The sequence below is a fragment of the Microcoleus vaginatus HSN003 genome, from assembly GCF_022701255.1.
In the GTDB taxonomy this organism is placed as follows: Bacteria; Cyanobacteriota; Cyanobacteriia; order Cyanobacteriales; family Microcoleaceae; genus Microcoleus; species Microcoleus vaginatus_B.
In genome coordinates this window covers 5,658,504-5,684,289 of sequence record NZ_CP031705.1, presented here as the reverse complement: position 1 = coordinate 5,684,289, position 25,786 = coordinate 5,658,504, and the positions used below count along the sequence as shown (strand labels likewise).

At 46.3% G+C, this 25,786-nt stretch carries 13 protein-coding genes; 3 read left to right on the top strand and 10 right to left on the bottom strand.

Translation table 11 applies throughout. The annotated features are described in order from the left end of the window. Nucleotides 1–3 precede the first annotated feature (3 nt). Nucleotides 4–669, bottom strand: coding sequence for a hypothetical protein (locus D0A37_RS24495; RefSeq protein ID WP_242716793.1), 666 nt, complete (start codon nt 667–669; stop codon nt 4–6). 414 nt (nt 670–1,083) lie between these two features. Beyond that, on the bottom strand, nt 1,084–1,815 hold the full coding sequence (gene coaE, locus D0A37_RS24490) for a dephospho-CoA kinase (RefSeq protein WP_242718357.1): 732 nt from the start codon (nt 1,813–1,815) through the stop codon (nt 1,084–1,086). 204 nt (nt 1,816–2,019) lie between these two features. Here coaE and D0A37_RS24485 point away from each other — a divergent pair, with 204 nt between their 5' ends. Continuing rightward, nucleotides 2,020–7,170: a CHAT domain-containing protein gene (locus D0A37_RS24485; protein WP_242718355.1), complete on the top strand. Its 5,151-nt coding sequence runs from the start codon at nt 2,020–2,022 to the stop codon at nt 7,168–7,170. A gap of 79 nt (nt 7,171–7,249) precedes the next feature. Here D0A37_RS24485 and D0A37_RS24480 read toward each other — a convergent pair whose 3' ends face one another. The 4 genes from D0A37_RS24480 to D0A37_RS24465 form a co-directional block, all read right to left on the bottom strand. Continuing rightward, nucleotides 7,250–7,870, bottom strand: a complete 621-nt coding sequence (locus D0A37_RS24480; RefSeq protein ID WP_242725737.1) for a restriction endonuclease subunit R — start codon at nt 7,868–7,870, stop codon at nt 7,250–7,252. A gap of 57 nt (nt 7,871–7,927) precedes the next feature. Further along, nucleotides 7,928–8,545: a hypothetical protein gene (locus D0A37_RS24475; RefSeq protein ID WP_242718353.1), complete on the bottom strand. Its 618-nt coding sequence runs from the start codon at nt 8,543–8,545 to the stop codon at nt 7,928–7,930. A gap of 93 nt (nt 8,546–8,638) precedes the next feature. Beyond that, the gene (locus D0A37_RS24470; protein ID WP_242718351.1) at nt 8,639–9,217 is read right to left on the bottom strand and encodes a Uma2 family endonuclease; all 579 of its coding nucleotides are present in this window, start codon (nt 9,215–9,217) and stop codon (nt 8,639–8,641) included. A gap of 87 nt (nt 9,218–9,304) precedes the next feature. Further along, nucleotides 9,305–10,489, bottom strand: coding sequence for a tetratricopeptide repeat-containing S1 family peptidase (locus D0A37_RS24465; RefSeq protein WP_242718349.1), 1,185 nt, complete (start codon nt 10,487–10,489; stop codon nt 9,305–9,307). Nucleotides 10,490–10,633: 144 nt separating this feature from the next. Between D0A37_RS24465 and D0A37_RS24460 the strand changes: the two genes are divergently transcribed. Further along, nucleotides 10,634–10,798 carry a hypothetical protein gene (locus tag D0A37_RS24460; protein ID WP_242718347.1) on the top strand — a complete coding sequence of 55 codons (165 nt, stop codon included), beginning with the start codon at nt 10,634–10,636 and terminating at the stop codon, nt 10,796–10,798. Between the two features lie 57 nt (nt 10,799–10,855). Here D0A37_RS24460 and D0A37_RS24455 read toward each other — a convergent pair whose 3' ends face one another. The 3 genes from D0A37_RS24455 to cobA all read right to left on the bottom strand — a co-directional run bounded on the left by D0A37_RS24455 (nt 10,856) and on the right by cobA (nt 13,181). Continuing rightward, a complete protein-coding gene (locus tag D0A37_RS24455) occupies nt 10,856–11,218 on the bottom strand; it encodes a type II toxin-antitoxin system death-on-curing family toxin (protein ID WP_242718345.1) in 363 nt (120 codons plus the stop codon). Between the two features lie 16 nt (nt 11,219–11,234). Further along, nucleotides 11,235–11,426 carry a hypothetical protein gene (locus tag D0A37_RS24450; protein WP_015177921.1) on the bottom strand — a complete coding sequence of 64 codons (192 nt, stop codon included), beginning with the start codon at nt 11,424–11,426 and terminating at the stop codon, nt 11,235–11,237. 183 nt (nt 11,427–11,609) lie between these two features. Then, nucleotides 11,610–13,181, bottom strand: coding sequence for a uroporphyrinogen-III C-methyltransferase (gene cobA, locus D0A37_RS24445; RefSeq protein WP_242718343.1), 1,572 nt, complete (start codon nt 13,179–13,181; stop codon nt 11,610–11,612). 184 nt (nt 13,182–13,365) lie between these two features. On the opposite strand from cobA, the gene D0A37_RS24440 reads away from it, so the two are divergent. Continuing rightward, complete coding sequence (locus tag D0A37_RS24440) at nt 13,366–15,804, top strand: class I SAM-dependent methyltransferase (protein WP_242718341.1); 2,439 nt, start codon at nt 13,366–13,368, stop codon at nt 15,802–15,804. 114 nt (nt 15,805–15,918) lie between these two features. Here the strand turns inward: D0A37_RS24440 and D0A37_RS24435 are convergent, their stop codons facing one another. Beyond that, a complete protein-coding gene (locus tag D0A37_RS24435) occupies nt 15,919–25,740 on the bottom strand; it encodes a tetratricopeptide repeat protein (RefSeq protein ID WP_242725733.1) in 9,822 nt (3,273 codons plus the stop codon). Nucleotides 25,741–25,786: the final 46 nt, after the last annotated feature.

Here is a 25,786-nt window from a genome sequence, read left to right as displayed (position 1 = left end):
ACATCAAATCCAGTGGGACGCCCGTGTTTTCCTAACTCTTTTACCTTGAAAATATAAAGAGGTTCCTGCTACTATTCCTAATTCATCTAACCGCTGCCAAACTAAATGTTCTATTTCGATACAATGATTCCTCTTTATTCTTAAGCAAAAAGACACACCCTTTTCCTTCAGCCAGTTTCCTAAATCGACCGAACAAAATTCACGATCTCCTAAAACGATGACTTTATATTCTGAAAACAATGGTAAAACTTGCTGTAGATTTGTAGTTTGTTCCTCGAAGTTGCTGCTGCCCAATTTCGGCAACAATGACCAGTACAATGGAATTGCTCTTCGCTCCCAGATTAAGCTAACCATGAACAGATTAATACAGCCCCATTGACTGCGATCAATTGCGATTGATAAGCGAGTACCAACACGGCAATAAGTGGTCAACCAATAAGTAATTAATGGGAACCAAATTAATTCGATTGTTAAGTTCTGTAAATCTAAAAATCTTTGTAATTTACGTCGCCGACTTTCGGCTGTAATTAGACAGGGAAATACTCGGGAGAGCCGCTCTAATCTCACTTGTTTTTCTGATTGCATCAAGGATAGCAAAATTGTCATCACCAAAAACTGAGATGGCGTCAGGTGTTTTTGTAAATGAGTCTGGTAGAATCTTGGTATCATTATTTTTTTGGATAGGCAAGCGTGTAACAACTCTGCTGCCTATCTTTTTTTACCACAAGTTGGCTCAATCCTTACTAAATATGGGTTTGGGGCGGGTCGTCACCCCCCCAGGGAGATTCCTTAAAGCGGGCAATGCCTAATTTTTCAGATTAACGTAATAAATCGTTGCTATTATATTTTTAAATAAATTGTGAAGCTTTGATTTTTTCTGACTTTTCTGACTTTTCTGATCTTGCTTTGTGACCAGAGGGCTTACGCGCCACTCCGAAGGAGGAGTCGAAAGTGGTTGGGGAAAAAAAGCTCCTTCACAAAATCCTGGATTCAATCTCAAATCTCAACTCTCAAATCCAACTGGCGCGCAGGGAGTAAAAAAAACTGGTTTTAAAACTGATATCGCGGAGTCAATCTCAAATATCAAATCTCACAGCGACTGACTTGCACATCTACCTGCAGGAATAGCGAGTCGAGGGTTGACGAGTTGTCCAAAATAACATCAGCTTGTTGACATTTTTGAGCCAGCGGAAACTGAGTGTTAATGCGGGCCTGAGCTCGATCGTAACTCAAGCCGTCTCGCTGCATTAGTCGTTCTAACTGCACTTCGGGTGAACAGTACACCACCCAAATGTCGGTACACAAGTCAGTCATGTTAGCTTCAAACAGCAGCGGCACTACCAAAACCAAAGTTAACGTGTCAGTCGGGGCGCAGAAACCGGGGTTTTTTTCAAAAATACTCGGTTCTAGCTTTTGGTGAAAAAAACCGGTTTCTTGAGTCTTTGTACCTAAATTCTGTGTGTCCTGGGATACCGGACTTGATGCAGCAATGCAGCTTTGAGTTTCCTCAACTAATCGGCGGCGCACGTAAGGGTGAATCTGTTGTTCTAACCACTGGCGCTCGGCTGGGTTACAAAAAATAATATTTCCCAACTCGGGCCGATTTAAATTGCCGTCGGGGAGCAAAATACCCGCGCCGTATCGTTCTAGAATAGAGTCAAGTATTGGCGAACCGGGGTTCACAGCTTCGCGGGCGTAAATATCGGCATCTAAAATCGGAAATCCACAGGCATCTCTCAGATAATTAGATATAGCGGTTTTACCGGTGGCGATGCCCCCAGTTAAACCAATCAGACGCACAATTCGATCGTTCATAATTTTCTCTGTTTAAACTTCCTGTGTTTCGACACTTACTGTCAGTCTTTGCTATGTTGGTGACACAATCAAATTTAGACTTAAAATTTAAGATTGGCGATCGAGGTTCGCGTTAGGAAGTGTCAGCATTGGGGTGCGATCGACTCTTTTTTACCTAAAATCTCAATTTTAAACTCGAATTAAGGTCTAGACCGAGGCAAACTTATGAATGCTCAACGTGCTGTGCGGTCGATTCTGGCAGCAATTCCCCTTGCTGGATTTTTGATAGTAGATTTTTTACCCAACCTGGTTTTCCTTAAAGAAAACAGCAGCGGATGGGTACTCGTGGCAATTTATCCCCAATCTCAAATTGCTGCAGCACAATCTATTACTCCAGCCCCAGACGGCACCGGAACCGCTGTCACCGCCCCAGGTGCAGGGTCGCCCCCTCGCTACGACATTAAGGGCGGCACTCCCTCCAGAGACGGAGCAAATTTGTTCCACAGTTTTACTCGGTTCGGTCTGAATTCTGGCGAAACTGCCAATTTCATCTCCAACCCAACCGTTAAAAATATCCTCGGCCGCGTTGTCGGCGGGGACGCTTCCTTAATTAACGGTCTAATTCAAGTTAGTGGCGGCAATTCTAACTTGTTGCTGATGAATCCCGCAGGTATTATCTTCGGAACAAATGCCAGACTCGATGTGTCCGGGTCTTTTTTGGCTACCACCGCTAGCGGTATAGGTTTTGACGACCGTTGGTTCAACGGTACAGGGGCGAACGACTACGCAGCCCTAGTCGGAACGCCGAATGCTTTTGTTTTTGGCTCACAGCCGGGGAGTATTGTCAATGCCGGTAACTTGGCTGTCGGAACCGGGCAAAATTTGACTTTGCTCGGCGGTACGGTCATCAGTACAGGGCAACTTTCAGCCCCCGGCGGTCAAATTACTGTGGCGGCTGTCCCTGGTAAAAATCTGGTGCGATTCAGTCAAAACGGACTTTTGCTGAGTTTAGAAGTTTCTCCAGCAGCCGGAGTGTCGGGTTCCGAAGGTGTTCCCTTCTCTCCCCAGAGTTTACCAGGGCTGCTCTCTGGTCCCGGCGTGGCTAACGCTACGGGTATAACTACGAACCCTCAAGGTGAAGTTGTGCTCACAGGCGGCCAAACAGTGCCAGGAGGTGCTGGCACTGCGCTGGTAGCGGGTTCTGTGAACGTGTCTGCTACGGGGGGCGCGGGAGGAAGCGTCAACGTGTTGGGCGACAAGGTAGGGCTGTTGGGAGCGAAGATTGAGGCTTCGGGGCCGGACGGCGGCGGAACGGTGCGGATCGGGGGAGATTACCGAGGCGAGGGAACTGTGCCGAATGCCAGGATGACTTACGTGGATGGCAAAAGTTCGATCGCTGCCAACGCAACTGAATCAGGCAATGGCGGTAGAGTGGTTGTCTGGGCTGACAACACCACAGCATTTTTGGGCAGCATCAGTGCAAATGGCGTTTCTGCAACAACCACCGCAGGTGTTGGGGGGTTTGTGGAAGTTTCGGGCAAGCAAAGATTGATTTTTAACGGTACTGTTGATACCTCTGGGACAAACGGTTTGGGGACTTTGCTGTTAGATCCAGAAAATATTTTAATTACAGATTCCGCAGAAGCTGCTGGCGATGCGGAAATAATTGCCAACAATAATATTTTGGCAACAGGAACGCTACCAGGACAGGAAAAGAATTCTGAGCCTTCGCTGACAATTTCGGCTAGAGCTTTGGAAAGTATGTCGGCGACTGCAAATGTGGTTCTCGAAGCGCTCAATGATATTACAATTGCTGATTTGGCGGACAATCAGTTGAGCTTTCAAGCAACTACTGGTTCGGTAACATTCAGAGCAGATGCCGATGGCAATGGTGCGGGTGCTTTTTCTATGAATGCAGCCGATACAATTAGCACGGCTGGCGGTGCGATCGCCATTTCGGGAAGTCAAATTACTGTGGGCAATTTGTCCAGCAACGGCGGAAATATTAGTTTGATTAGTCCGGGAACAACCGTTGCCAACAATATTTCTTCATCCAATCCCAGCACCGGCAGCAGCGGGAATATTGTGATGGAGGGCCTGAACGTAACGGCCCAAAAACTTGATGCCAGCGGCCCGGAAGCGACGGGAAATGTAACTGTGACCGCTCGGAATGTTCTGGGAGTTAGCTCGATCGCAGGGAGCTCGGGAAACATTACTTTGACGGGTAATGAAATTAATTTCAAAGGTGACAAAAATTCAGTCAGCGGTACTGGCTTTTTGATACTGCAACCTTGGAGTCCCGGTCAAAATATTGCGATCGGCGGTTCTGGAGATGTTGGCACTAATATTTATTTGAATCTGACGGCAAGTGACCTTGGAAGTTTGGAAAATGGGTTTGCAGGAATTACGATCGGGCGCAGCAACGGTATCGGTTCAATTCTGATTGCCGACGATTTCACATTTTATGATCCGCTAATTATTCAATCGCCAGCGGGTTTGGGAACAATCACTACCACAAATTCTTTGACAGCGGCCGACAATGCCTCAATTACTCTCAAAGCTGACGGCAATATCAGAACCGGAAATATCACTACCAATAATCAGCAAATTCGCATCGCCAGCACCGCAGGCAATGTCACAACCGGTCAGCTACTTACTGGAACTGCCCGCACCATCAACACTGCTGTCAATTCTTCCCAAGATATACGCAATTCGGCGGGAGATGTTAGTGTTACCGCACAGGGCACGGTGACTGCCGGGGCGATCGACACGAGGGGCGATCGCGCGGGGAATGTGACGCTGACGGGGCGCAATAAAGTCACTGCGGGGGCGATCGAAGCTGGTGGCTCGAAAACACCGGGAAATATTACCCTGACGGGCAACGAAATTGACTTGACAGGTGACAACAATTCGATCGCCAGCAACGGCAATCTGGTGGTGCAACCGGCTGATCCAAGCCAAAATATTATAATTCAAGGTTCTGGCGATACAGAAGCCCTGAACTTGACTGCTGCGGAATTTAACACTTTTCGGAATGGGTTTGCTTCGATGACGATCGGGCGCGCTGACGGTAGCGGTGTGATCTCGATTGCTTCTGGAACGCCAAATTCAACGCCGAATTCAACGCCAGTGGCGGTGACATTTCAAGATCCGACGACGATTCGATCGCCCAATGGTGCAGGCGCGATCGTGGGAACGGGTGCGATCGTCGGAACTGATAACGCCACGATCTCTCTGATGGGCGGTACTGTATCCGTTGGAGATGTTACCTCGAAAGCGGGGATTAACATCACGAGCACCCAAGGCAAGTTGACTGCTGGTACGGTTTCATCTCGCTCAACTTCCGGGGTGGCGGGCCCTATCAATATCGACAGCGCCGGTGCGGTAGAAACCGGCAATATCGATGCTTTTGGTGCCAGAAGCGGGGGAGATATTTCGATTGCGGCGCCGGGCCGGATCGTTACAGGGGTAATCAACTCGAGTTCGCAATCGGGAAGTGCCGGTTCGAGCCAAATTATCGGGCAGAAAGATGTTGAAGTTGTTTCGATCAAAGCTCGTGGCAATACCGGCGGCGATGTGGCAATCGAGGCTGGGGGAGAATTTCGCCCAGCGGGAACAGGAACGGCTGCTGATCGCGCCGAGGTCAGCATTTCTACAGACGGGCTGGCTCAATCGGGTTCACAAACGCTGCTGCTGCAAAGCACTTGCCCGTCGGGAAGTTGCACGGCGACTGTTGGGACGGGAAACTCGCAGTCGAACACTGCCACATCCTCAACTGCTATCGGGCCGCTGGCGATCGTGCCGAGTCCGGCACCAACTAGCAGCGTGGAACTGCAAACTACAGACAATTCTCAACAAATTGTGACTCAGGTGACTCTCCCTCCCGCAGTGTCGGTGCCAAAGGGCACTACCACAAATGTCTCGCCAGAACCTGCTGCTACGTCTGTTGATGCGGGACCGAACGAGACTGCGGCCCGCTCCTCGGTAGTGCTGTCGCCGTCGGTGTTAAAAGACAATTTGGGCGCGCCTGCGACGAGAGAAAACGGCAGCGTGGCAACAACTCCACAGAAGCCTGCGAGTGCGGTGAGTGCAGAAAGTGTCGGGAATGTCAGGGTTCCTGAGATTTCTCGATCGAGTTCGATCGCGCAAATAAGTCCGATGGATGCAGTGCAGCAAAGGGATATAACTCAGGGGCGGGAATTTGAACGTTACTTTGGGGGCAATCTCGGTCAAAAGTCGGTCACGCAGCAAAGTATTCGAGATACTCTCAGCAGCGTCAATCGGTTGACTGGAGTTAAACCTGCGATCCTTTACGTGTGGGCGAAAGAAAAACATTTAGAACTTGTGTTGTTATTGCCAGACGGCAAAAATGTTTTTAAAAGCGTGCCTGCAAGCCGCGAGACAGTGCTGCAAGTTGCTAAAGAATTCACTAATGCTATCAGAACTCCTAGGAGATTGAATGCTACTAATTACAAGGAACCTGCCGAGCAACTTTACCAGTGGTTAATTGCACCGCTGCAACCGGAATTGGAGGCTAACAAGATTGACACCTTGGTGTTTTCGATGGATGCCGGTTTGCGAACTTTGCCTTTGGCTGCTCTTTACGACGGCAAGCAGTTTTTGGTAGAAAAGTACAGTTTGGGGCTGATTCCGAGTTTGAGTTTAACTGATACTCGCTATGCCGATGTTAAGGGTTCTGAAGTGTTAGCGATGGGTGCGTCGAAATTTCCTGCCAAATACGATCAAAATCCTTTGCCTGCAGTGCCGTTGGAAATATCGACAATTGTCGGCAAGATTTGGCCGGGTTTGTCTTTTCTCAATGAAGCTTTTACTTTGGCAAATTTGAAGGACAAGCGCAATCAACCGCAATACAAAATTATTCATTTAGCTACTCACGGGGATTTTCAGCCTGGGGGGGCGGAAAATTCTTACATTCAGTTTTGGGATACTAAGTTGCGGTTGAATCAGTTGGAGCAGTTGAAGCTATCTAACCCGCAGGTGGAGTTGTTGGTTTTGAGTGCGTGTACTACGGCGGTGGGAGACGAACAAGCTGAGTTGGGGTTCGCGGGGTTGGCGGTGCACGCGGGGGTAAAATCGGCTTTGGCGAGTTTGTGGTATGTCAGTGATGTCGCTACTTTGGGGCTGATGACTGAGTTTTACCAGGAGTTGCGTACAGCGCCAATTAAGGCTGAGGCTTTGCGGCAAGCGCAGTTGGCGATGCTGCGGGGAGAAGTGCGGTTGCAAGATGGTTATTTGGTGCGATCGGGCAACAATCAAGCTCTGCCTTTACCGTCGGAGTTGGCCGCCAGGGGCGATCGAAATTTCTCGCATCCTTATTATTGGGCTGCTTTTACTATGATCGGTTCGCCTTGGTAATTCTTATTGATTACTTGTTCTTGGTTATTGGTTATTTGTTGGTTCCAATAACCAATAACTAATGACTCATGACTAATGACTAATTGCTAGCTGCTATTTGACTCAAGCGTTTGAGGATGCGGAGTACATCATGTAAATTATTGGTGCGATTGCTAATTCCAAATAAATCAGATGTGCTATATCGAGGTGATTCTCCTTTCACTAATTTAACAAAGATGAAACTGCCGCCTGTAGCAATCATGCCGTAACTAGGTTGAGCGGGATTAGGATTTGCCAGCATATAAGCTAAGATTTGTGCCAAGCCGGCTTCGATCGAAAATGAAACTCGCTTCGATTCTATTACCATCAGCCACAACTGCTCTTTTAAAACTAAAGTGTCGATGCTGCCTTTGATGATAACGCCTTCATCTTCTTCGGAAATTTCGACAGATTTTTCTGGTTTAATGTAGAAAGGATGCAGATAAAACTCGCCTGCAAATAACAGCGGAGAGACGATCGACAAACTAATGGTTTTTTCCAGCATCGGCGGATACTCTAACAAGTTGAAGTAACCCGCTTTAATCTGATCTAGCTGTCGTTTGTGAAAGTCGGTAATTTCTGGCAACTCGTCTTGCCATTCTCGGAAAAATTGGTTGTCTGTGACAATATGAAGGTCAAAAAGTGTTTTTAATTCTTCTAATGTGACATCTTTAGCTTGAATAGTTTGAACCCTAACTAAGTCCGGCTAATTTTATGGATAATTACCATTATAGCAAATTCAGGGATCGCTGTTATACGATGCAGAAATTTCGCTCAATAAAATGCCGATAATTTTGGGGATATTCTGCAAGTAATATTCAATAAAATCGATGCTAAGAACTTGTTTCTCTAACTTCATAAACTTCCAAATGTTACCGGATGTCACAACCCCGTAAATCGTGCGAATATTATTTCCTTCTTGTTCGTTAAATAATTGGGCTGCTACCATCTCTGCTGCACACTGTCCCAAACCGCTGTTAATATTTTCCTTCTTGGCTTCCACTAGCGTCACAACGGGCGATCGAATAAACAATAGTTCAGAGTCTTGGCTGATTAAAAAATCACAAGTTCCATTCAATCCTAACTCAGGTGCAACATTAAAGTCAGTTCCTGAAAATAAACTGATTCTATCTTGCAATTGCCTCCTCAGTTCTAGCAAAATAGGAGCAATAATTAGTTCCGATCGCGCTTTTTCAGTGTTGATGGCTAGGGCTAAAGGTACGTTGTATTCGAGGGTTTGTATCAAGATTTCGCTGCATTGAGCTTCAGCAGTGTTGGCAAATAAGTTGATTTTTTCTGAGGTAGTTAGGTTAAAGGTTTTCAACACTCGCTCTAGGCTAAATTCGCTGTAGGACATGGTTTAATATATTTATTGGAAAATTGGTAATTGGCGGTAGTTACTCAGCAGCCTAGTGCTTTTCCCAAATTAAAAACAATTGACAGCAGTAAATCAATTCCAAATTTTTTGCAAATTGAGAACAAATCCGGGCAAGACATTTTCCCCAGAAAGAGTGAGAGGAGATTGTAAAACTTCCACCTCTTGACCGGGGCGATAAATTTCAACTTCCCGTTTTTTGCGGTTAATCAGCCAACCCAAACGGCAGCCATTTTCCATATATTCTTGCATTTTTTCCTGAGTCTTTTTCAAGCTGTCCGTTGGGGATAGAATTTCCACAGCAAAATCGGGACAAAGCGGGATGAATTTTTCTCTTTGTTGAGGTGTTAAAGCTTCCCAGCGCGATTTTTCTACCCAAGACGCATCGGGAGAGCGATCGGCTTTATTTGGCAGAGTAAATCCTGTGGAGGAATCAAAGGCTTCTCCGAGTTGGGTTTGTTCGTTCCAAAGTCCAATCTGTAAGTTGAATTTTGAGTTGCTTCTTCCCGTTTCTCCTCCGGTTGGGGGCATGACAATTAATTCTCCGTTGGCATTCCTTTCTAGTTTCAATTCCGGGTTTTCTTCGCACAGTTGATAAAACTGTTCTGAAGTTAGTTTAATAATAGAGTTGAGGTTTAAGGTGATAGCAGTCATTTTTATTTACCTGCTGTTTGGATGAACTTGATTAAGAATTAAAAATGAATAATCGCATTTTTAATTCTTAATTATTAACTTCTCATTCTACTGCAATTGTTTGAGTCTGCTGAGCGCGTCTAGATACGCACTTGTTCTTCCGCCTTGCTTGTAAAGTTCTGCTGCTTTTTGAAAGTCAGCAATTGCTTTCGGTTGGTCTTGGTTGTCCAGGTAAGCTAAAGCTCGGTTGTAGTAAGCGTCGGCAAAACCGGGATTGGCTTCGATCGCCCGCGTGTATGCTTGAATAGCGCTGGGCGCGCGGGTTGTATCGATGCTGGTGCTGGTGAGGAGAGTGCGGGCATTGCCGATGTTGAAGTACAATTCCGGAGTGTAATTGGGCTTAAAAGCGAGTGCTCTGTTGAAATCGGCGATCGCGTCCCAAGGATTGTCTTGATCTAACCGCGAAAGTCCTCGAAAATAATAAGCTTGGGCGTCTTGCGGATTGGCGGTGGATACCGGGCCTTGAGTTGCGGGAGTATTGTCTACTTTCAACTCGGATTTGTTGATTCCCGCCGCCACTAGCTTCGCGATAAATGTATTGATTGGAACTGCTGCGTTAAATCCGGTTTTAATCGGGGCGACTTCGCCGGAACTCGTTTGCGCGAAACCGAATTCCCCTTGTCCGTGTAAACCGATGACTCGGCCTTCGGAGTCAAAAACTGGGCCGCCACTCATGCCACTCCAAGTTACGGCCTGATACCGCAAAGTGTAACCTTCCGGGCGGTTGCCAGGGCGGCTGGTAACGAGTCCGGGAGAGAGTTCTGGTTCTCGTTCGGCGCCGAAAAGTCCGCCCGTAGCGGGATAGCCGTAAACGAAGATTTGAGTGCCGATGACGGCTTGATCGGAATCTGCGATCGTCGCGACTGGATATTCTTCGGGGCTTTCAAATTTGACTACGGCTAAATCCGGGTCAGTGTCGGCGGTTTGCAAGCGGGTGACGGAGGTTGCTTGATAGTTTTTGCCTTTAGAGGTGCGAACGGTGTATTTCACGTCTGCTTTTTCTACGACGTGGTTGACTGTTAAAACTGTGTAAGTTTTGCCTGTTTTGGCAATAATTACCCCAGAACCGTCTCCGAGGGAACTGTTAATTTGTACTGTCAGCGGCCCGGCTATGCTGGCGACTTCTTGAGGCGTTTTGGCGATCGCGGGTTGGCTGATGACTATGGTTAAGGCTGCGGTAGTTCCTGCTAGCAGGGTGCTTAAGGTGTCGTAACGAGAAAAATTTATATTCATGGCTATTCCTAATTAGTAGTTGGGTAGCGGGATTTCGGGAAGAAAGGGCGATCGGCGGTTTGTGCTTTTTTGTGTTTAGTTTTCTTACTGATTTGACGCAAAGGAGCTCGGCTTTGTTCTTTAGTGATAATTTTACTCGCTTTTTTGTTCCGCGATTCGCTATTTCAAGGTAGGGCGAGTACGCCGCGGGAGCATCTCACTTTTGCAGCCAAGCCCAAAATTGGAGTTAGGAGTCAGGAGTCAGGAGCCAGGAGAAAAGAGGAAGAAGGAAGAAGGAAGGAGCCAGAAGAAGTGTTTTTACAAATATGAGATGCTCCCGTACGCCGCAGCTTACTTAATCTCAATGAAGGCTGCCCAACTTACTTATTAAAACTCAAAAATACATGACTCGAACTCGGTGGTTAGTTCTTCCTTAGTCATGGTTCCCCCTGCGACTCGCATGACTAAATCATATACTCGATCGTCCGTCAAATTCAGAGTGCAACCATTTAAACGCAAAAAGGTATCTGTCACCGCAAAAGCCGTTCGTTTATTGCCGTCAATAAAGGGATGATTCATGGCTATGTGATAGAGATAGGCGGCAGCTTTTTCGCTAATTGTTGGATGCAAAAATTGACCGCCAAAAGTTGCTTGTGGCTGAGCCAAAGCCGACTCTAACAAACCTTCGTCTCTGACGCCTGGAGTGCCGCCAAATCTCTCTATCTGTCTGGCGTGGATACTTAAAACCATACTTTTGCTGACAAAATTAGGAGTTGGCAAGGCGACGGTAAACCTCCTTTCTTTCGCGTTCTGAATCTAGATATGCCTGCCATGCTTTGGCTTCTAGTTTTTGTTGTTCTTCTTCAGTCTTTAAGGAACGGACAAATTCAAGCACTTTCAGCAGCAAGGGTTCTGGTACTTGGTCGAGTTCTTGAAGAAGTTGGTCTTTTGCGGTCATCTTTCTTTCCTCCTAGTTATTTTACAACTATTTTATCCGAATTCACAAAAGTCTTGCCACCTAGAAATTGTACGCGATTATCTGTAAGGGCACTGCAGTGCCCTTACAGATAACTTTTTTTAAAGGAGATTACAACATTTTTACAACCAAGAGATTAGATAATCAACTACTGTTCAATCCCACTTATACATTTTGATATTCTGCAACCCATCCAACGAGCGCCTCAGTCAATCCGTCTAACGTGTATTCTTTGGCTTCTACGTCTAACTTGCCCAATAATTTCTGACAGCTTTTGGAAGTTTCAGGGCCGATGGATGCGATGCAAACGCTTTCCAACCAATTCTGAGACAATGAAAATTCGGGTATTTTTTCTAGGAGGTGACAAAAGTTATGCACGGTTTTGGAACTTGCAAAAGTTATAATATTTACGGCTTGATTTTGGAGTGCGGATAGGGCGATGGGCTCGATAGTTTCGGGACAGCAAGATTGGTAAGCTGGTACTTCTATTACTTGCGCTCCTTTGGCAGTGAATTCTTTAACTAAAACTTCTCTGCCGCCGCTTTCTACTCTCGGAAATAGGATTTTGCAGTTTGGCAAGTTGTCGGGGAATTTCTCGACTAGGGAATCGGCGACAAAGTTGGGGGGAATAAAGTCTGGTTGTAGAGAGTGCGATCGCAAACTTTCGGCTGTTTTTTTCCCGACAACTGCGATTTTAATGCCAAACAAGCTGCGGGCGTCTTTGCCTTTTGCTTGTAATCGTTGAAAAAAGCAGTCTACAGCGTTGTGGGAAGTGAGGATTAACCAATGAAAGCTTGACAATTGTGCGATCGCGCTGTCTAATGGTTCCCAAGTGGACGGCGGCCCAATTACCAAGGCGGGCATTTCGATTACGCGGGCTCCTTGTTGCTGAAGTCGATCGCTAAATTCAGCCGACTGAGAAACTGATCGCGTGACTAAAATGGTTTTGCCTGTTAGTGGCAATTTGCTGTTATTAGTGGTGACAGGTGTATCGATCATATTTGTGCTTTCTGGCTGGATTAAATATTCGCGCAATCTAACTACTTCCCCAATTACGATCACGCAAGGCGATAGAGATTGACCTGCTGTTTGCTGTACAATGTTGGAGAGAGTGCCGAGCCAAATTTGCTGTTCGGGGCGGCCACAATCTCGGATAATGGCGATCGGAGTTTCGGTCGATCGTCCGTGCTTTTGCAATTGCCAGATGATCTCGCTTAAATTGCGTCCTCCCATCAATATTACCAAAGTTTCTATCTTCACTAATGCTTCCCATTCCAGAGCGTCCGGTTCATGGGCGCTCATCACTGCAAAACAGCGACTCATCACCGGATCTGTGAGGGGAATTCCTGCTAGTAAAGGTGCGGATAGGGCGGAAGAAATTCCGGGTATTACTTCAAAGTTGCAGTCTGCTGTGATTAATGCTTGAATTTCGGAACTAGAACGACCGAAAATAAAGGGATCGCCGCTTTTTAGCCGCACGACTTGTTTGCCTAACTTGCAATGTTCTACCAGCAAACGGTTGATTTCTTGCTGCTGGGTGGAAGGTTTGCCACCGCGTTTGCCAACTTCGATTTTCCGACAAGTTGCGGGGATTAATTCGAGTTGCGGGATGTCGATGAGAGCATCGTAGATTAAGACTTCGGCTTGGGATAGCAGTTTGTGCGATCGCACTGTCATCAAGTTACAATCTCCGGGCCCTGCACCGACTAGATAAACTTTCCCTTTGTGGTTTTTCACAATTCCTCCTCCGTGGTATACTTTATTTCAGAGTAGTTGGTTATATCTCACATATTTCACCATTCTCAAGAACGGGCAAGATGCCCGTTCCACAAAGAGTGAATTTTCTTGTGGGGTGTGCCGCAGAACCCGCCCATAAAAAGCTTCTTGAGAATGGTGTAATATCTCAGTTATATTTAATTTTATGCAGATTATCATCATCACGGCCGCCGATGCAAATTACTTTGAATTGGTGCGAGGCACTATTTTATCGGTGCGGGAAAAACCCGAGGGTGAAAATGTGGCGATCGGCTTTTTCGATCTCGGCTGCACTCCCCAACAGTTGCAGTGGCTGGAAACACAAGTTAATTTTATTCAAAAGCCAGATTGGGACTTTAACTTTCCCGGCAAAAATGAAGCCCCTCACTATCTCAAAGGACTTTTAGCGCGTCCGTTTCTCCGTCGATATTTTCCCAATTTCGACATCTACCTTTGGATAGATGCCGATGCTTGGGTGCAAGATTGGCAAGCTGTTGATCTGTTAATTAAAGGCGCAGATAAACGCGGTTTAGCAGTTGTTCCAGAACTCGACCGGGGTTATTATTTAGCTTACGGCAAACTCCCTTGGTACGGGCAATTTGTTTACCGCGATTATCAGGCAGCTTTTGGCGAAGAAGTAGCCCAACAGTTGCACAGCTATCCTACCATAAATGCTGGTGTTTTTGCTCTAAAAAAAGATGCTCGGCACTGGGAAGTTTGGGAGGAATATTTGGAACAAGGATTACAGCAGCACGTCTCTTTAATGACTGACCAAATAGCCTTAAATCGCTTAGTTTACGGCACAGAATTATTTTACAAAACAGAGATGCTGCCGGCTTGGTGCAATTGGAGCTGTAACTTTGGTTTGCCCGTTTGGGACAAGCACCAAGCCTGTTTTGTGGAGCCGTATTTGCCGCATAAGTCGATCGGCATTCTGCACATGACTGGCCACAAGCACGACTTGGTAAAATTAGAAACAACGGACGCAAATCACATAGAAATTAGTCTCCGCTACCCACCGATAAACAAGCCACACTTTCCTAAGTTCACAGGAGAAAAAAAGACATTACCACGGTTATCGGAAATCACAAACAATACTTTGTTGCCTACCGGAGATTACGTCTCGCCTGGATTGAAAGTTATTCTCCCAGATGCGTACTTTCCCAACATGATTGTTGGCGATACTCAGACTTGTTCGTGGCCTTATTTGCGCCGGGAGATTAAGCACAATTGGTATGTCGATCGCCGTGCTAACTCAGTCGGATTTCTCAGCCGAGACGAAGCACACATCCTTTATAATACAGCTCTGCAATTTAAAGGTAAAAAAGCATTAGAAATAGGCTGCTGGCTAGGGTGGTCTGCCTGTCACTTAGCGCTCGCCGGAGTTGCCTTAGATGTTGTTGATCCGCTATTAGAACGAGATGATATTAGGCAAAGTGTAATCGATTCAATTCAACAAGCTCTCAATGCCTCGGGAGTGCAAACGACCATCGAGCTAATCCCCGGTTACAGCCCCCAAAGAGTAGCAAATTTTGCCGCTCAATTCAACCGCAAATGGTCGTTGATTTTTATTGATGGAGAGCACGAAGGTGAGGGCCCATTAAATGACGCAATTGTTTGCGAAAAACTTGCTGAACAAGATGCGATAATTTTATTTCACGACTTAGCTGCTCCTGCTGTGGCGCGAGGTTTAGATTACTTTAAGCAAAGAGGATGGCATACTGTAATTTATCAAACAATGCAAATTATGGGTGCAGCTTGGCGGGGTAATGTCGAGCCAGTAAAACATCAACCAGACCCCAATATTTCCTGGCAGTTGCCAGCACATTTGCAGGATTATTCAGTCAGCGGTATGCCCGTTAGCAAAGAGTTTCCTCAACAAAAATTGCCAACGTTACAACAGCCAAAATTACAGACAATTATTCAAAGCAGCACATCATCACTGCAAACTTTTCCTACAAACTTTAAAAATATTTTTTCAATTGTTCGCCCCTATACGCTGCTTAGCGAATCGAGACTGTTTTCTCTGTATTGTTTGGCAAAGCAAATATGTGTGGAAGATTTGCCGGGAAATTTTGTAGAATGTGGAACTTGCAAAGGCGGCTCAGCAGCATTGATAGCATTTGTAATTAAACATTACAGCCGCCGTCCGAGAGTGCTGTATGCTTTTGATACGTTTGAAGGAATGCCCGCACCTACGGAGATCGATCGACATCAGGGAATACCTGCCAATCTTACCGGTTTTGGCGAAGGAACTCTCAAAGCTTCAATTAGTGAAAATTTGGATAAAATTTGTGAATTACTGCAAGTTAGAGATATTGTTGTACCGGTTAAGGGATTATTCGCCCAGACTTTACCCACACACAAGTTAGCAATAGGAAGTATTGCGTTTCTGCACGCTGATGGAGATTGGTATGAATCAACAATGGATATATTTAATACGCTTTATGACAGCGTGATTTCTAATGGTTTTATTCAAGTTGATGATTACGGACACTGGGAGGGCTGCAAGCAAGCAGTACAAGATTTTGAGATGATGAAAGGCGAGTCATTTTCTCTGCATACGATTGATGAAACAGGAGTGTGGTTTCAAAAGTTGAAATAATATTAAGTGCGGCAGATTACCTGTAATAATACCCAATTTGGGCTTTTTACCCTCTTTATTCTTTAGTCCGCGAAGGCGGACTTCGTTTGTGTAGACGCGGTTGCAACCGCCGTCTTATCTCATCACATTAAGTATCACATCAAGAAAGCGCTTAACCTGTTTTTCCCAAGTCCAATCTAGCATAAAATTAGCCGCAGCTAAACCGCGACGTTTTGCTTCTTCGCGATTAGTATAAACTTGTTCCAAAGCCTCGACAACTTCTGCAACATCAGACTCTCCCCAACCTTCTACACCGCAAAAAGCACCAGTAGGTTTAACTTGTCCTTGGCTCGATAAAGGATAGCAAATGTTGCTGTAAATTAAGTCTAAATGGCCCGTATTTGCTGATAAAATAGTCGGGATTCCGCAGGCCATACTTTCCATCGCAACTAAATTAGTGCCTCCTTCGCAGCGGTTGGTGAAAACAGCGCAGTCGGCTTCTCGCAAAATTTGTCCGGCGAGGTGATTGGGAATTAAGCCGATGTCGATAAAAGAGTCAATCGGCAAACCGTTAGCCACTAACCATTGGGAAATTCCTAAACTTCCGTCGCGGTTGATATTGGGAAGTCCCGCAACGTTTCCGGTTTGTTCGATTCCTAACATATACTGAGGCCAGAAGTTGTGCCATGTTGTTAGTAACAAAGCCTCTGGATGTTTGGCGCGAAATCGTTTGAAAGCGGCAATTACAATATCTTGACCTTTGCGATATTCCAGTTTGCCGCCGGAGAAAATGACGAAGCGATCGCCAAATAGATTAGATTTAGGTGCAGGATGGAAAATTGTTGGGTCAATTCCTTGATTTACCATCGCCACATTAGTCAAGCCGTGGCTTCTCAAAACATCGGCATTCCAGTTGGAACCGGCCACAATCACGCTATATTTTTTGGCTGTTTCTAGTGCTTCTGCTGTGATTCGCGTGTCTTCAAAAAATATGACTCCTATTTGACAAGCGCTGGTAATTTGATTGTCTACTCCAGAGGATGCTAAATTATTCCCCAAAGCGTAAAGTACGGGAAAATTACAACTGATTTGTTTGTCGGAATTGGCTGCTACTAATTCCTGAAATTTTTTTTGCTTTTCAATTACAGGTAATAACAGCGATTTATGCAGCGGATTCATCGATTCTGAGGTAATTGAGGGCGGTGCTAAAAGTGCAACTTCCCAGGCAGGATTTTGCAGCAGTTGTAGTGTTAAATTCACGCCGTAAATTCCCCAACCGCTGGTGATGCTGATCGGCCAACTGATGCCGATTCCTGTAATTTGTGGGGGAGTTTCTGGGGGTTGGATTTGAGGCGGAGCATAAAAATCGGCGTTAGCAGGCTGAGGCTGGGAACCAGTAGAGATTAAGTGTTCTAAGGCTGCTTTTATACGATCGCAAACTCCATCCCAATCACCCGGTTTTTGCTGGCGAAACAGACGCGCAGTGGGATACCAAGGGCTATCTTCGCGTTCCAGCATCCAGCGCCAATCGGGAACAAAAGACAGCAAAATCCAGACTGGTTTGCCCAAAGCACCGGCTAAATGTGCCACAGAAGTATCTACGCAAATTACTAAATCGAGTTGCGAAATAATTGCTGCGGTGTCGGCAAAATCGACACAATGTTCGCTTAAATCTTCAATTTTGTATTGCTTTAATAAAGTGCGTGAAGCGCTGCTATCCTGTAGGGAATCGCCCGCTGACAAATCTTTCTGAAGACTGTAAAAACTCACTCCCGGAACATCTACAAATTTCAGAAAATCGCTCAATTTACACGATCGCCGATGATTGTTGCGGTGCAGCGGGCCGCCCGCCCACACAATACCTACTTTGAGTTTATTGTTCGCCTCTAGGGAAAATTTAAAATCCTGTGGCGGAGCTAAATAAGGAATATTCGCCGGTATATTTTCCAAAGTCGTTCCCAGAATTCGCGGCAAACTTAGCAGCGGGGCTTGCACTTGAAAATCTATCAAATCGCTCGGCTTGACTCCTACTCGATCGACTCCTGCAATTCCTTCAAACAAACGCTTCAGCAAGACATGACAAGCAACAATAACTTTGCCACCTTTTTGCTTAACTAAAGGTGCGTAGCGGATAAATTGTATCGTATCGCCAAAACCTTGTTCCGGGTGCAATAAAATTGTTTTTCCCTGCAAATCCGAGCCGTCCCAAAGTGGTTGCTCAAAAGAGCGCTGATCCAATTGTTCAGTGTGCCAGCGCGATTCGTACTCCGCAAAACCGCGCTCATAATTTCCCGTTAAAAGCAAAGCTAAGGCTAGTCTCAAGCGCCAATTGGGCGAGTTGGGACGTAGTTGAATTGCTTTATTATAAAAGTCGATCGCCTCTGTGACTTGTCCCTGTTCTTCCAGGGCAGAACCCAAATATAAGTTAGTTTCAGCCTGGTTAGAATTGATTTTTAGCGATTTTTGGTAATGAGCAATAGCCTCGGCTATTTGCCCGTTTTCCTGTTTGAGATAACCTAAATAACTGTGGGCTTCGGCGTGGCTGGGGGAGGCGGCAATTACTTGTTCGTAACGAGCGGCTGCCTCTGCTTTTTTACCTTGTTTTTCTAAGGCATTTGCTATGTGAAATTGTACCTGGGCGGGCGATAGAGAAAATCGAGGCGAAGCTTCGGTATCTTCCTTACCAGGCACAGCTTGGGGACGAGTAGAAATTAGGTGTTTTAAGGCTGTTTTTATGCGATCGAATACTTCCTCCCAATCGCCCGGTGTTTGCTGCCGAAACAGTCGCGCCGTCGGATACCAAGGGCTGTCCTCGCGTTCCAACATCCACCGCCAATCCGGCATAAAACACAGCAAAATCCATACGGGTTTACCCAAAGCACCGGCTAAGTGCGCGACAGCAGTATCCACGCAAATTACTAAATCTAGTTGCGATATCACCGCCGCAGTATCGGCAAAATCGTTCAAATTGTCGCTCAAATCTATCACGGGAATTTGAGTTAACAAAGTACGATTTTCCGCCGACGTTTCTTTCTGAAGACTGTAAAAACTTACACCGGGAATATCTAACAATGTCAGGAAATAGCTTAAATCGCTCGATCGCTGAAAATCCTTCAAATGTTCCGAACTTCCCGCCCACGCAATCCCAACTTTGAAATTGCGATCGGAATTTAGGGAAAATTGCCAATTCGGCGGCGCAGCTAAATAAGGAACATTTGCCGGTATATTTTCTAAATTTGTTCCCAGAATATGAGGCAAACTCATCAGCGGTGCTTGCACTTGAAAATCCGGCAATTCATCCATCCGAACAGCCACTTGTTCGATGCCAGGAATCTGCTTAAATAAACGCTTCAGTTCTTGATAACAAGAAATGATTACTTTGCCGCCTTTCTGCTGCACAGTTGCCGCGTATCGCACAAATTGAATGGCATCGCCCAAACCTTGTTCGGATCGGAGCAAAATAGTTTGGCCGTTCAAATCTGAACCATCCCAAACTGGTTGCTCAAAATTCAACCGTGGTAATTTTTTCGCCTGTTCTGTTTGCCAGCGCCACTCGTATTCAGCTAAACCGCGTGGCAAGTCCCCAGTCAACAGCAAGACTAAGCTTAAATTGAAGTGAGCTTTAACACAATTTGCATCAATTTCTATAGCTTTACTGTAACACAAAAGTGCTCGGTTTACGTCTCCTAATTGTTCAACAGCACTGCCTAAATTAGTAAGAGCTTCTAGATAATTAGGGTGCAAAGATATGGCTCGTTCCAAGCTAGAAATTGCCTGTTCTATTTTTCCCACCCCTAAGCATAACGTTCCCAGGTGATAGTGTCCTGTAGGATTATTCGGTTCTGCTTCAATTGCACGTTCGTAAAGCCGTTCTGCCTCGGTTAACTGACATTTTGCTTGCATCGCCTCACCCAAATTTATGAGCGCTGGCACGTAATTAGAATTGACGGAAAGTGCTTGATGAAAACACGCGATCGCAGTCGGCAAATCCCCCTGCTGCTGGAGTGTAGCGCCGAGATTGTTGACAGCTTTGACGTACACCGGATTCAGGGCGATCGCCTTTTGAAAGCAAGATATAGCCGCCATTATATTGCCTTGAGCTTGCAGCAAAATACCCAAGTTATTCTGGGCTTGAGCGCAGTTAGGGTCGATTTCGATCGCGCGCTGATAATAGGTGGCAGCTTCGGCTAAATCGCCTGTTTGGTGCAGCGTCACTGCCAAATTAGTGGTAGCCTCTATCGAGTTCGGCTGCAAAACTAAAGCATTTTTAAAATAAGCGATCGCCTCGGGCAATCTTCCTTGCGACTTGAGAATATTTCCCTGATTGAACTGTTTTTGATATAAATCAATATTGGTTTGAGTTTCTCTTGGCGGTATAGCTGGTTTATGCTGGACAATTCTTTCTCTCAGCGCCAAAGCAGCTTCTTCTAAAACTCCTTCCCAATCTCCCCCTGTTGACTGGCGAAACAGCCGCGCCGTGGGATACCAAGGACTATCCTCGCGTTGCAACATCCACCGCCAATCCGGCACAAAACAGAGCAAAATCCACACGGGTTTGCCCAAAGCACCAGCCAAGTGTGCAACACAAGTATCTACAGAAATCACTAAATCCAGAGCCGAGATTGCCGCCGCAGTATCCCCCAAGTCGTGCAAATAAGAGCTTAAATCTGTTACTGGCATTTGCTCTAACAAAGCGCGAGCGTCTGCTGTCATTTCCTTTTGCAAACTGTAAAATTCGGCTCCGGGAATATCTAACAGTTTTGTCAACAAATTTAGGGGTAACGATCGCACCTTATTTTGGGAATTTTTAGGATTTCCAGACCACACAATCCCTACTTTCAAATTAGGAGTTGGACTAAGAGTAAATTCCCAACCGGGCGGCGGAGCTAAATAAGGAACTTTTGCCGGTATAGTTTCTAAAGTTGTTCCCAGAAGGTGAGGCAAACTCATTAGCTGCGCGTGAACTTGAAAATCCGGCGCATCCTCTGGATTAACTATTAACCCATCGATTCCCGAAACTTGTGCAAACAAGCGCTCCAAGTGCGGCAAACACCAAACAATTACCCTACCGCCTTTTTGCTTGACTAAATCTGCGTAGCGGATAAACTGAATTGCATCGCCTAAACCCTGTTCCGGGCAAAGCAAAATAGTTTGTCCTTCCAAACTTTTACCATCCCAAAGTGGCTGAATAAAGTTGTGGAATCGGAACTGTTTTTCTTTAACTAGGAGTCGCCATTCGTACTCGTAAAAACCGCGCTGAAAGTCTCCCGCCAGCAGCAACGCTAAACCTAAATTTAGGTGAGATTCGGGATTCCCGACATTGAATTTAACTGCTTGGCTGTAATAGGTGACAGCATCTGCAAATTGGCCGCGATCGTGCAAAGCACTTCCCAAACTGGTGAGGGGATTGATATAACCGGGTTTGAGTTCGATCGCCCGACGGTAACAATCGATCGCCTCTGCCATTTTTCCCGCTTCCTCAAAAGCTTTGCCGAGATTGTTCAAAGCTTCAGGAAAGTCGGGTTTGAGGCTCAAAGCTTGCTGATAGCAGGCGATCGCATCTTCAATTTTGCCCTGTTTCTGCAGGACAATTCCTAGATTGCAGCGAGCCTGTGCACTGGCTGGCAATTGCTGAATCGCTTGCTGGCAAACGGCCAGAGCCTCATTTAACTTGTCTTGCTGTTGCAGGGAACTCCCCAAACCGATCAGAGTTTCTGCTAAATCCGGTTGCAGTGCAGTCGATCGCTCGTAGTATGCGATCGCGCGGTCAATTTTGCCCTGGCGGATCGAGGCGTATGCTAAGTTGTGCAGGGCCTCCACATAATTTGGCTCGATCGCGATCGCCCGTTCATAATTCGCGATCGCCCGTTCGTAATTCGCGCCCGCTTCCTCCCCTTGTGCCTCCAAAGCAATTCCCAAATTCAAATAAGCCACCGCGCAATTAGGATTGACTTGAATCGCTTGCTCGTAGCAGCTTATAGCCTCCGCCACATCCCCTTGCTCTTCCCGCAACAAACCCAAATTAATCAGCGCTTCCGCGCAATTCGGGTTCAAAGAAAGCGCCCGCTCGTATTCTGCGATCGCCTCTTCAGTCTCCCCTGCTTCTGCGAGCGCGCTACCCAAATTGCTCGCAGTTTCCGCCAAATTCCCGTCGATTGCTAGCGCTTGTCGGTAGTGCGCGATCGCCTCTGGGAGCCTGCCCGCTTGTTGCTTGACAACGCCTAAATTGCTGTGCGCGGCTGCGTAATTAGGATTGATCGCGATCGCTCGCTCATAACATTCGATCGCACCGCCAAAATCGGCTTGTTGCTGCAAATCCACGCCCAACCGAAACTCTGCATCCGCCGAATCTGACGGCACAAATGCAGCAGCAACAGCGCCTAGAGCTTCCGCAACCCGATCGAAAACGTTTTCCCAGTCGCCCCGCTGATGCTGCCGGAACAGCCTTGCGCTTGGATACCAAGGACTATCTTCACGCTCCAACAGCCACCGCCAATCCGGCGAAAACGCCAGCAAAATCCACACCTGTTTGCCCAAAGCGCCCGCCAAATGGGCGACAGCGGTATCCACACTAATAACTAAATCCAGTTTGGCGATCGCAGCCGCAGTATCGGCAAAATCACCAAAATGCGGGCTCAAATCTACGATCGACGTTTGATTCAACAGCGCGCGATCGGCCTCGGAAACCTCTTTCTGCAAGCTGTAAAAACTTACCCCCGAAACGTCCAAAAGCGGCAGAAACTGGCTTAAACTGCAAGAACGCTGCTTGTTTTTGCGGTGTTTTGGATTCCCCGCCCAGACAATCCCCACTTTCAAATTGCGATCGGGCAAAAGTCCAAATTCAGCACCCGCTGGCGGAGATAAATAAGCAGTATTTGCCGGTATTGTTTCCAGATTTGTACCAAGAATATACGGCAAACTCAACATCGGCGCTTGCACGTCAAATTCCGGCAGTGGCTCGCCTTTAACTATTAGCAAATCAATACCATCAACCGTTGCAAATAAACGGTGTAATTGCGGGTAACAGCCGACAATTACCCTACCGCCTTTATTTTTGACGATCGCAGCGTAGCGGATAAACTGAAGCGAATCGCCTAAACCTTGTTCGGCGTGCAGCAAAATAGTCTTTCCCACCAAATCAGAACCGTCCCACAGCGGTCGGTATTCTCTCGCCGAAACTGTATTTTCCGGCCCCGTCAAAAAACACGAGTGACCAGTGTGAAATTCTTTAATTTGCCAGCGCCACTCGTATTCGGTGAGACCATTCTCCAAATCTCCCACCAACAGTAAAGCCAAGGACAAATTCAGGTGAGCGCTAGCGTGATTGGGACTTAAATGAATCGCTCGTCTGTAGCAGGATATCGCATCTTTTACCGCACCTTTTTCCAGAAACGTTCTGCCTAAATTGTTAATAGCTTCCACAAAATCAGGCAGCAATTCTAGAGCTTTGTGATAATACTCCAGCGCATCTTCTAAATTGCCCTGTTCTTGCAACACTGTTGCCAGATTGTTGTAAGCTTCCCAGCTATGCGGATGAATTTCCAGTGCTCGTCGGTACAGCTCGATCGCCCTTACAAGTTCACCTTTTTCTTGCAGCGCCACGGCTAAATTAATCAGTGCGGGCACGAAATCTGGTTGAGCTACAAGAGCTTGCTTGTAATGTGCGATCGCCTCTTCCACTTGACCTTGTTCCTCAAAAATCTTTGCCAAGTTGTAAGCGGTTTGAGGAATATTTGGATCGATGGCTAAAGCTTCTCGGTAATGCGGAATAGCTGCGTCTAATTCGCCCTTTTCTTGTTTGAGAAAACCAAAATTAATCCGCGCTTGAACGCAATTTGGCTCAATAGATATAATCTGTTCATAAAGGGCGATCGCCTCTTCCCGATCTCCTGTTTCCATTAACTGTTCTGCTTGTCGCAACAAATCCTCTAAAACAACCGGGTTATCGCCACCTCTTGCGATCGCAATCGATGTCTCAATCCCCTGCGATTGCTTAGCTGCGGAGCCTTCTGCTAACCCTTCGCTCGCGCTCCCAAATATTTGTTTACTCTCTTTAACCACGCTTGCACCTGTCATTTTGAGAGCCACAGAATCGAGGTCAGGCGTATTATTACCAGTCATGGCGAGCGAAACGAAGTCAAGCGGCTCGTGGCCATAATCCTCGGAATAACTAGCAGTATTGGCGATCGCAAATAAACTCAAAGCCGCCTGTACTTCCTCAAACAATTCTTGCCAACTTTCCGGCTGAGTTTGGCGGAAAAGCCTCGCAGTTGGATACCAAGGATTATCTTCACGATCCAGCAGCCAACGCCAGTCAGGAGCAAAAGAAAGCAACACCCAAACCGGTTTTCCTAAAGCACCGGCTAAGTGCGCCACAGCCGTATCGACACTAATCACTAAATCCAGTTGGGATATAGCCGAAGCGGTATCAGCAAAGTCGCTCAAATGTGGACTCAAATCCGGCACTAAGTGTTGGTTCAACAAAGTGCGATCGCTCTCGGACAAGTTTTTTTGTAAACTATAAAAAGCAATTCCCGGAACATCCAAAAATTGAATAAAATCGCTCAAACTGCAAGAACGCTGATAGTCTTTCCGACGCTGCGGACTCCCCGCCCAAACAATCCCTACCTTCAATTTGGCATCAGAAGAAAGCGCAAATTTGCACTCAGCAGGCGGCTCTAAATAAGGAACATTTGCAGGTATTGTTTCCAGAGTTGTCCCCACAATTCGCGGCAAACTCATCAGAGGTGCGTGAACGTCAAATTCTGGCAAACCTTCCAGACTAACTGATAAATATTCAATACCAGGAACTGTCGCAAACAACCGCATCAGTTCTGGATAGCAAGCCACCATAACTTTAGCGCCTCGGCTCCGAAGAATTGGGGCGTAGCGAATAAACTGAATAGAATCGCCAAAGCCTTGCTCGACGTGGAGTAAAATAGTTTTCCCCTGCAAATCCGAACCATCCCAAACCGGCTGTTTAAATTGCCTGGGCGATACTTGCGGAGTGCGCCACCGCCACTCATATTCAGCAAAACCGCGCTGAAAATCTCCGAACAATAGCAAAGTTAAACTTAATTCCAGGTGTGCGGTGGCGTTGTCTGGCTGCAATTCCAAAGCTCGACTGTGACAAGAAAAAGCCTCTTGAAACTCTCCTAAATCGACCAAAGCGTGTCCGAGATTGTTAATAGCCTCCACGAAATCTGGCTTTAACTTTAATGCTTGTCTGTAGTAGGATATTGCGGCTTTCACATTACCTTGTTCGTGGTAAAAGGCGCCTACATTGTTGTGAGCTTCGGGATTGTTAGGGTCAATTGTAACCGCTTGCTGGTAGCAGTTGAAAGCTTCAGCTAATTTACCTTGCTGCTGCAAAACAGTTCCCAAGCCCATCAGGGAATATGTCAAATTGGGATTTATTTTTAAAGCGTGGAGGTAACAAGCTATCGCCTCGTTTAATTGATTTTTTTGTTTAAATAAATGTCCTAAGTTGTGCGCTGTTTCGTGCAGATTGGGGTCAAATTGCAGCGCTGTTTGGTAATATAAAATAGCCGCGTCTATTTCGCCTAATTGTTGTTTTGCCCACCCCAAATTATTGTAAGCGAGTGCGGAATTTGGCTGCATTTTGATGACTTGTTGGTAACTGGCGATCGCCCTTTGATACTCGCGTACATCCAGCAAAACATTAGCCTTATTTAAATGTGCTTCTACAAAATCGCGGTTTTGGGCGATCGCCTGTTCGTAAAAGTCGATCGCCTCTGCAATCTTTCCCTGCTGTCTCGCCGCTATTCCCAACAAACACAGCACGTTTGCTGATTCCGGCTGCACTTCTATTATTTGCCGGTACAAATTCTCAGCTTCTAACAAACGTCCCGCTTGGTGATGTTCCCAAGCTAATTTCAAAGAGTCTTCGGCACCCAGTGTACAGGCAGATTTCCGAATTTTTTTTTGAGAAGCCATAGTTGTCTTTGTTGTTTGGGAGTTCGCTAACTGGTAATTGCCAACG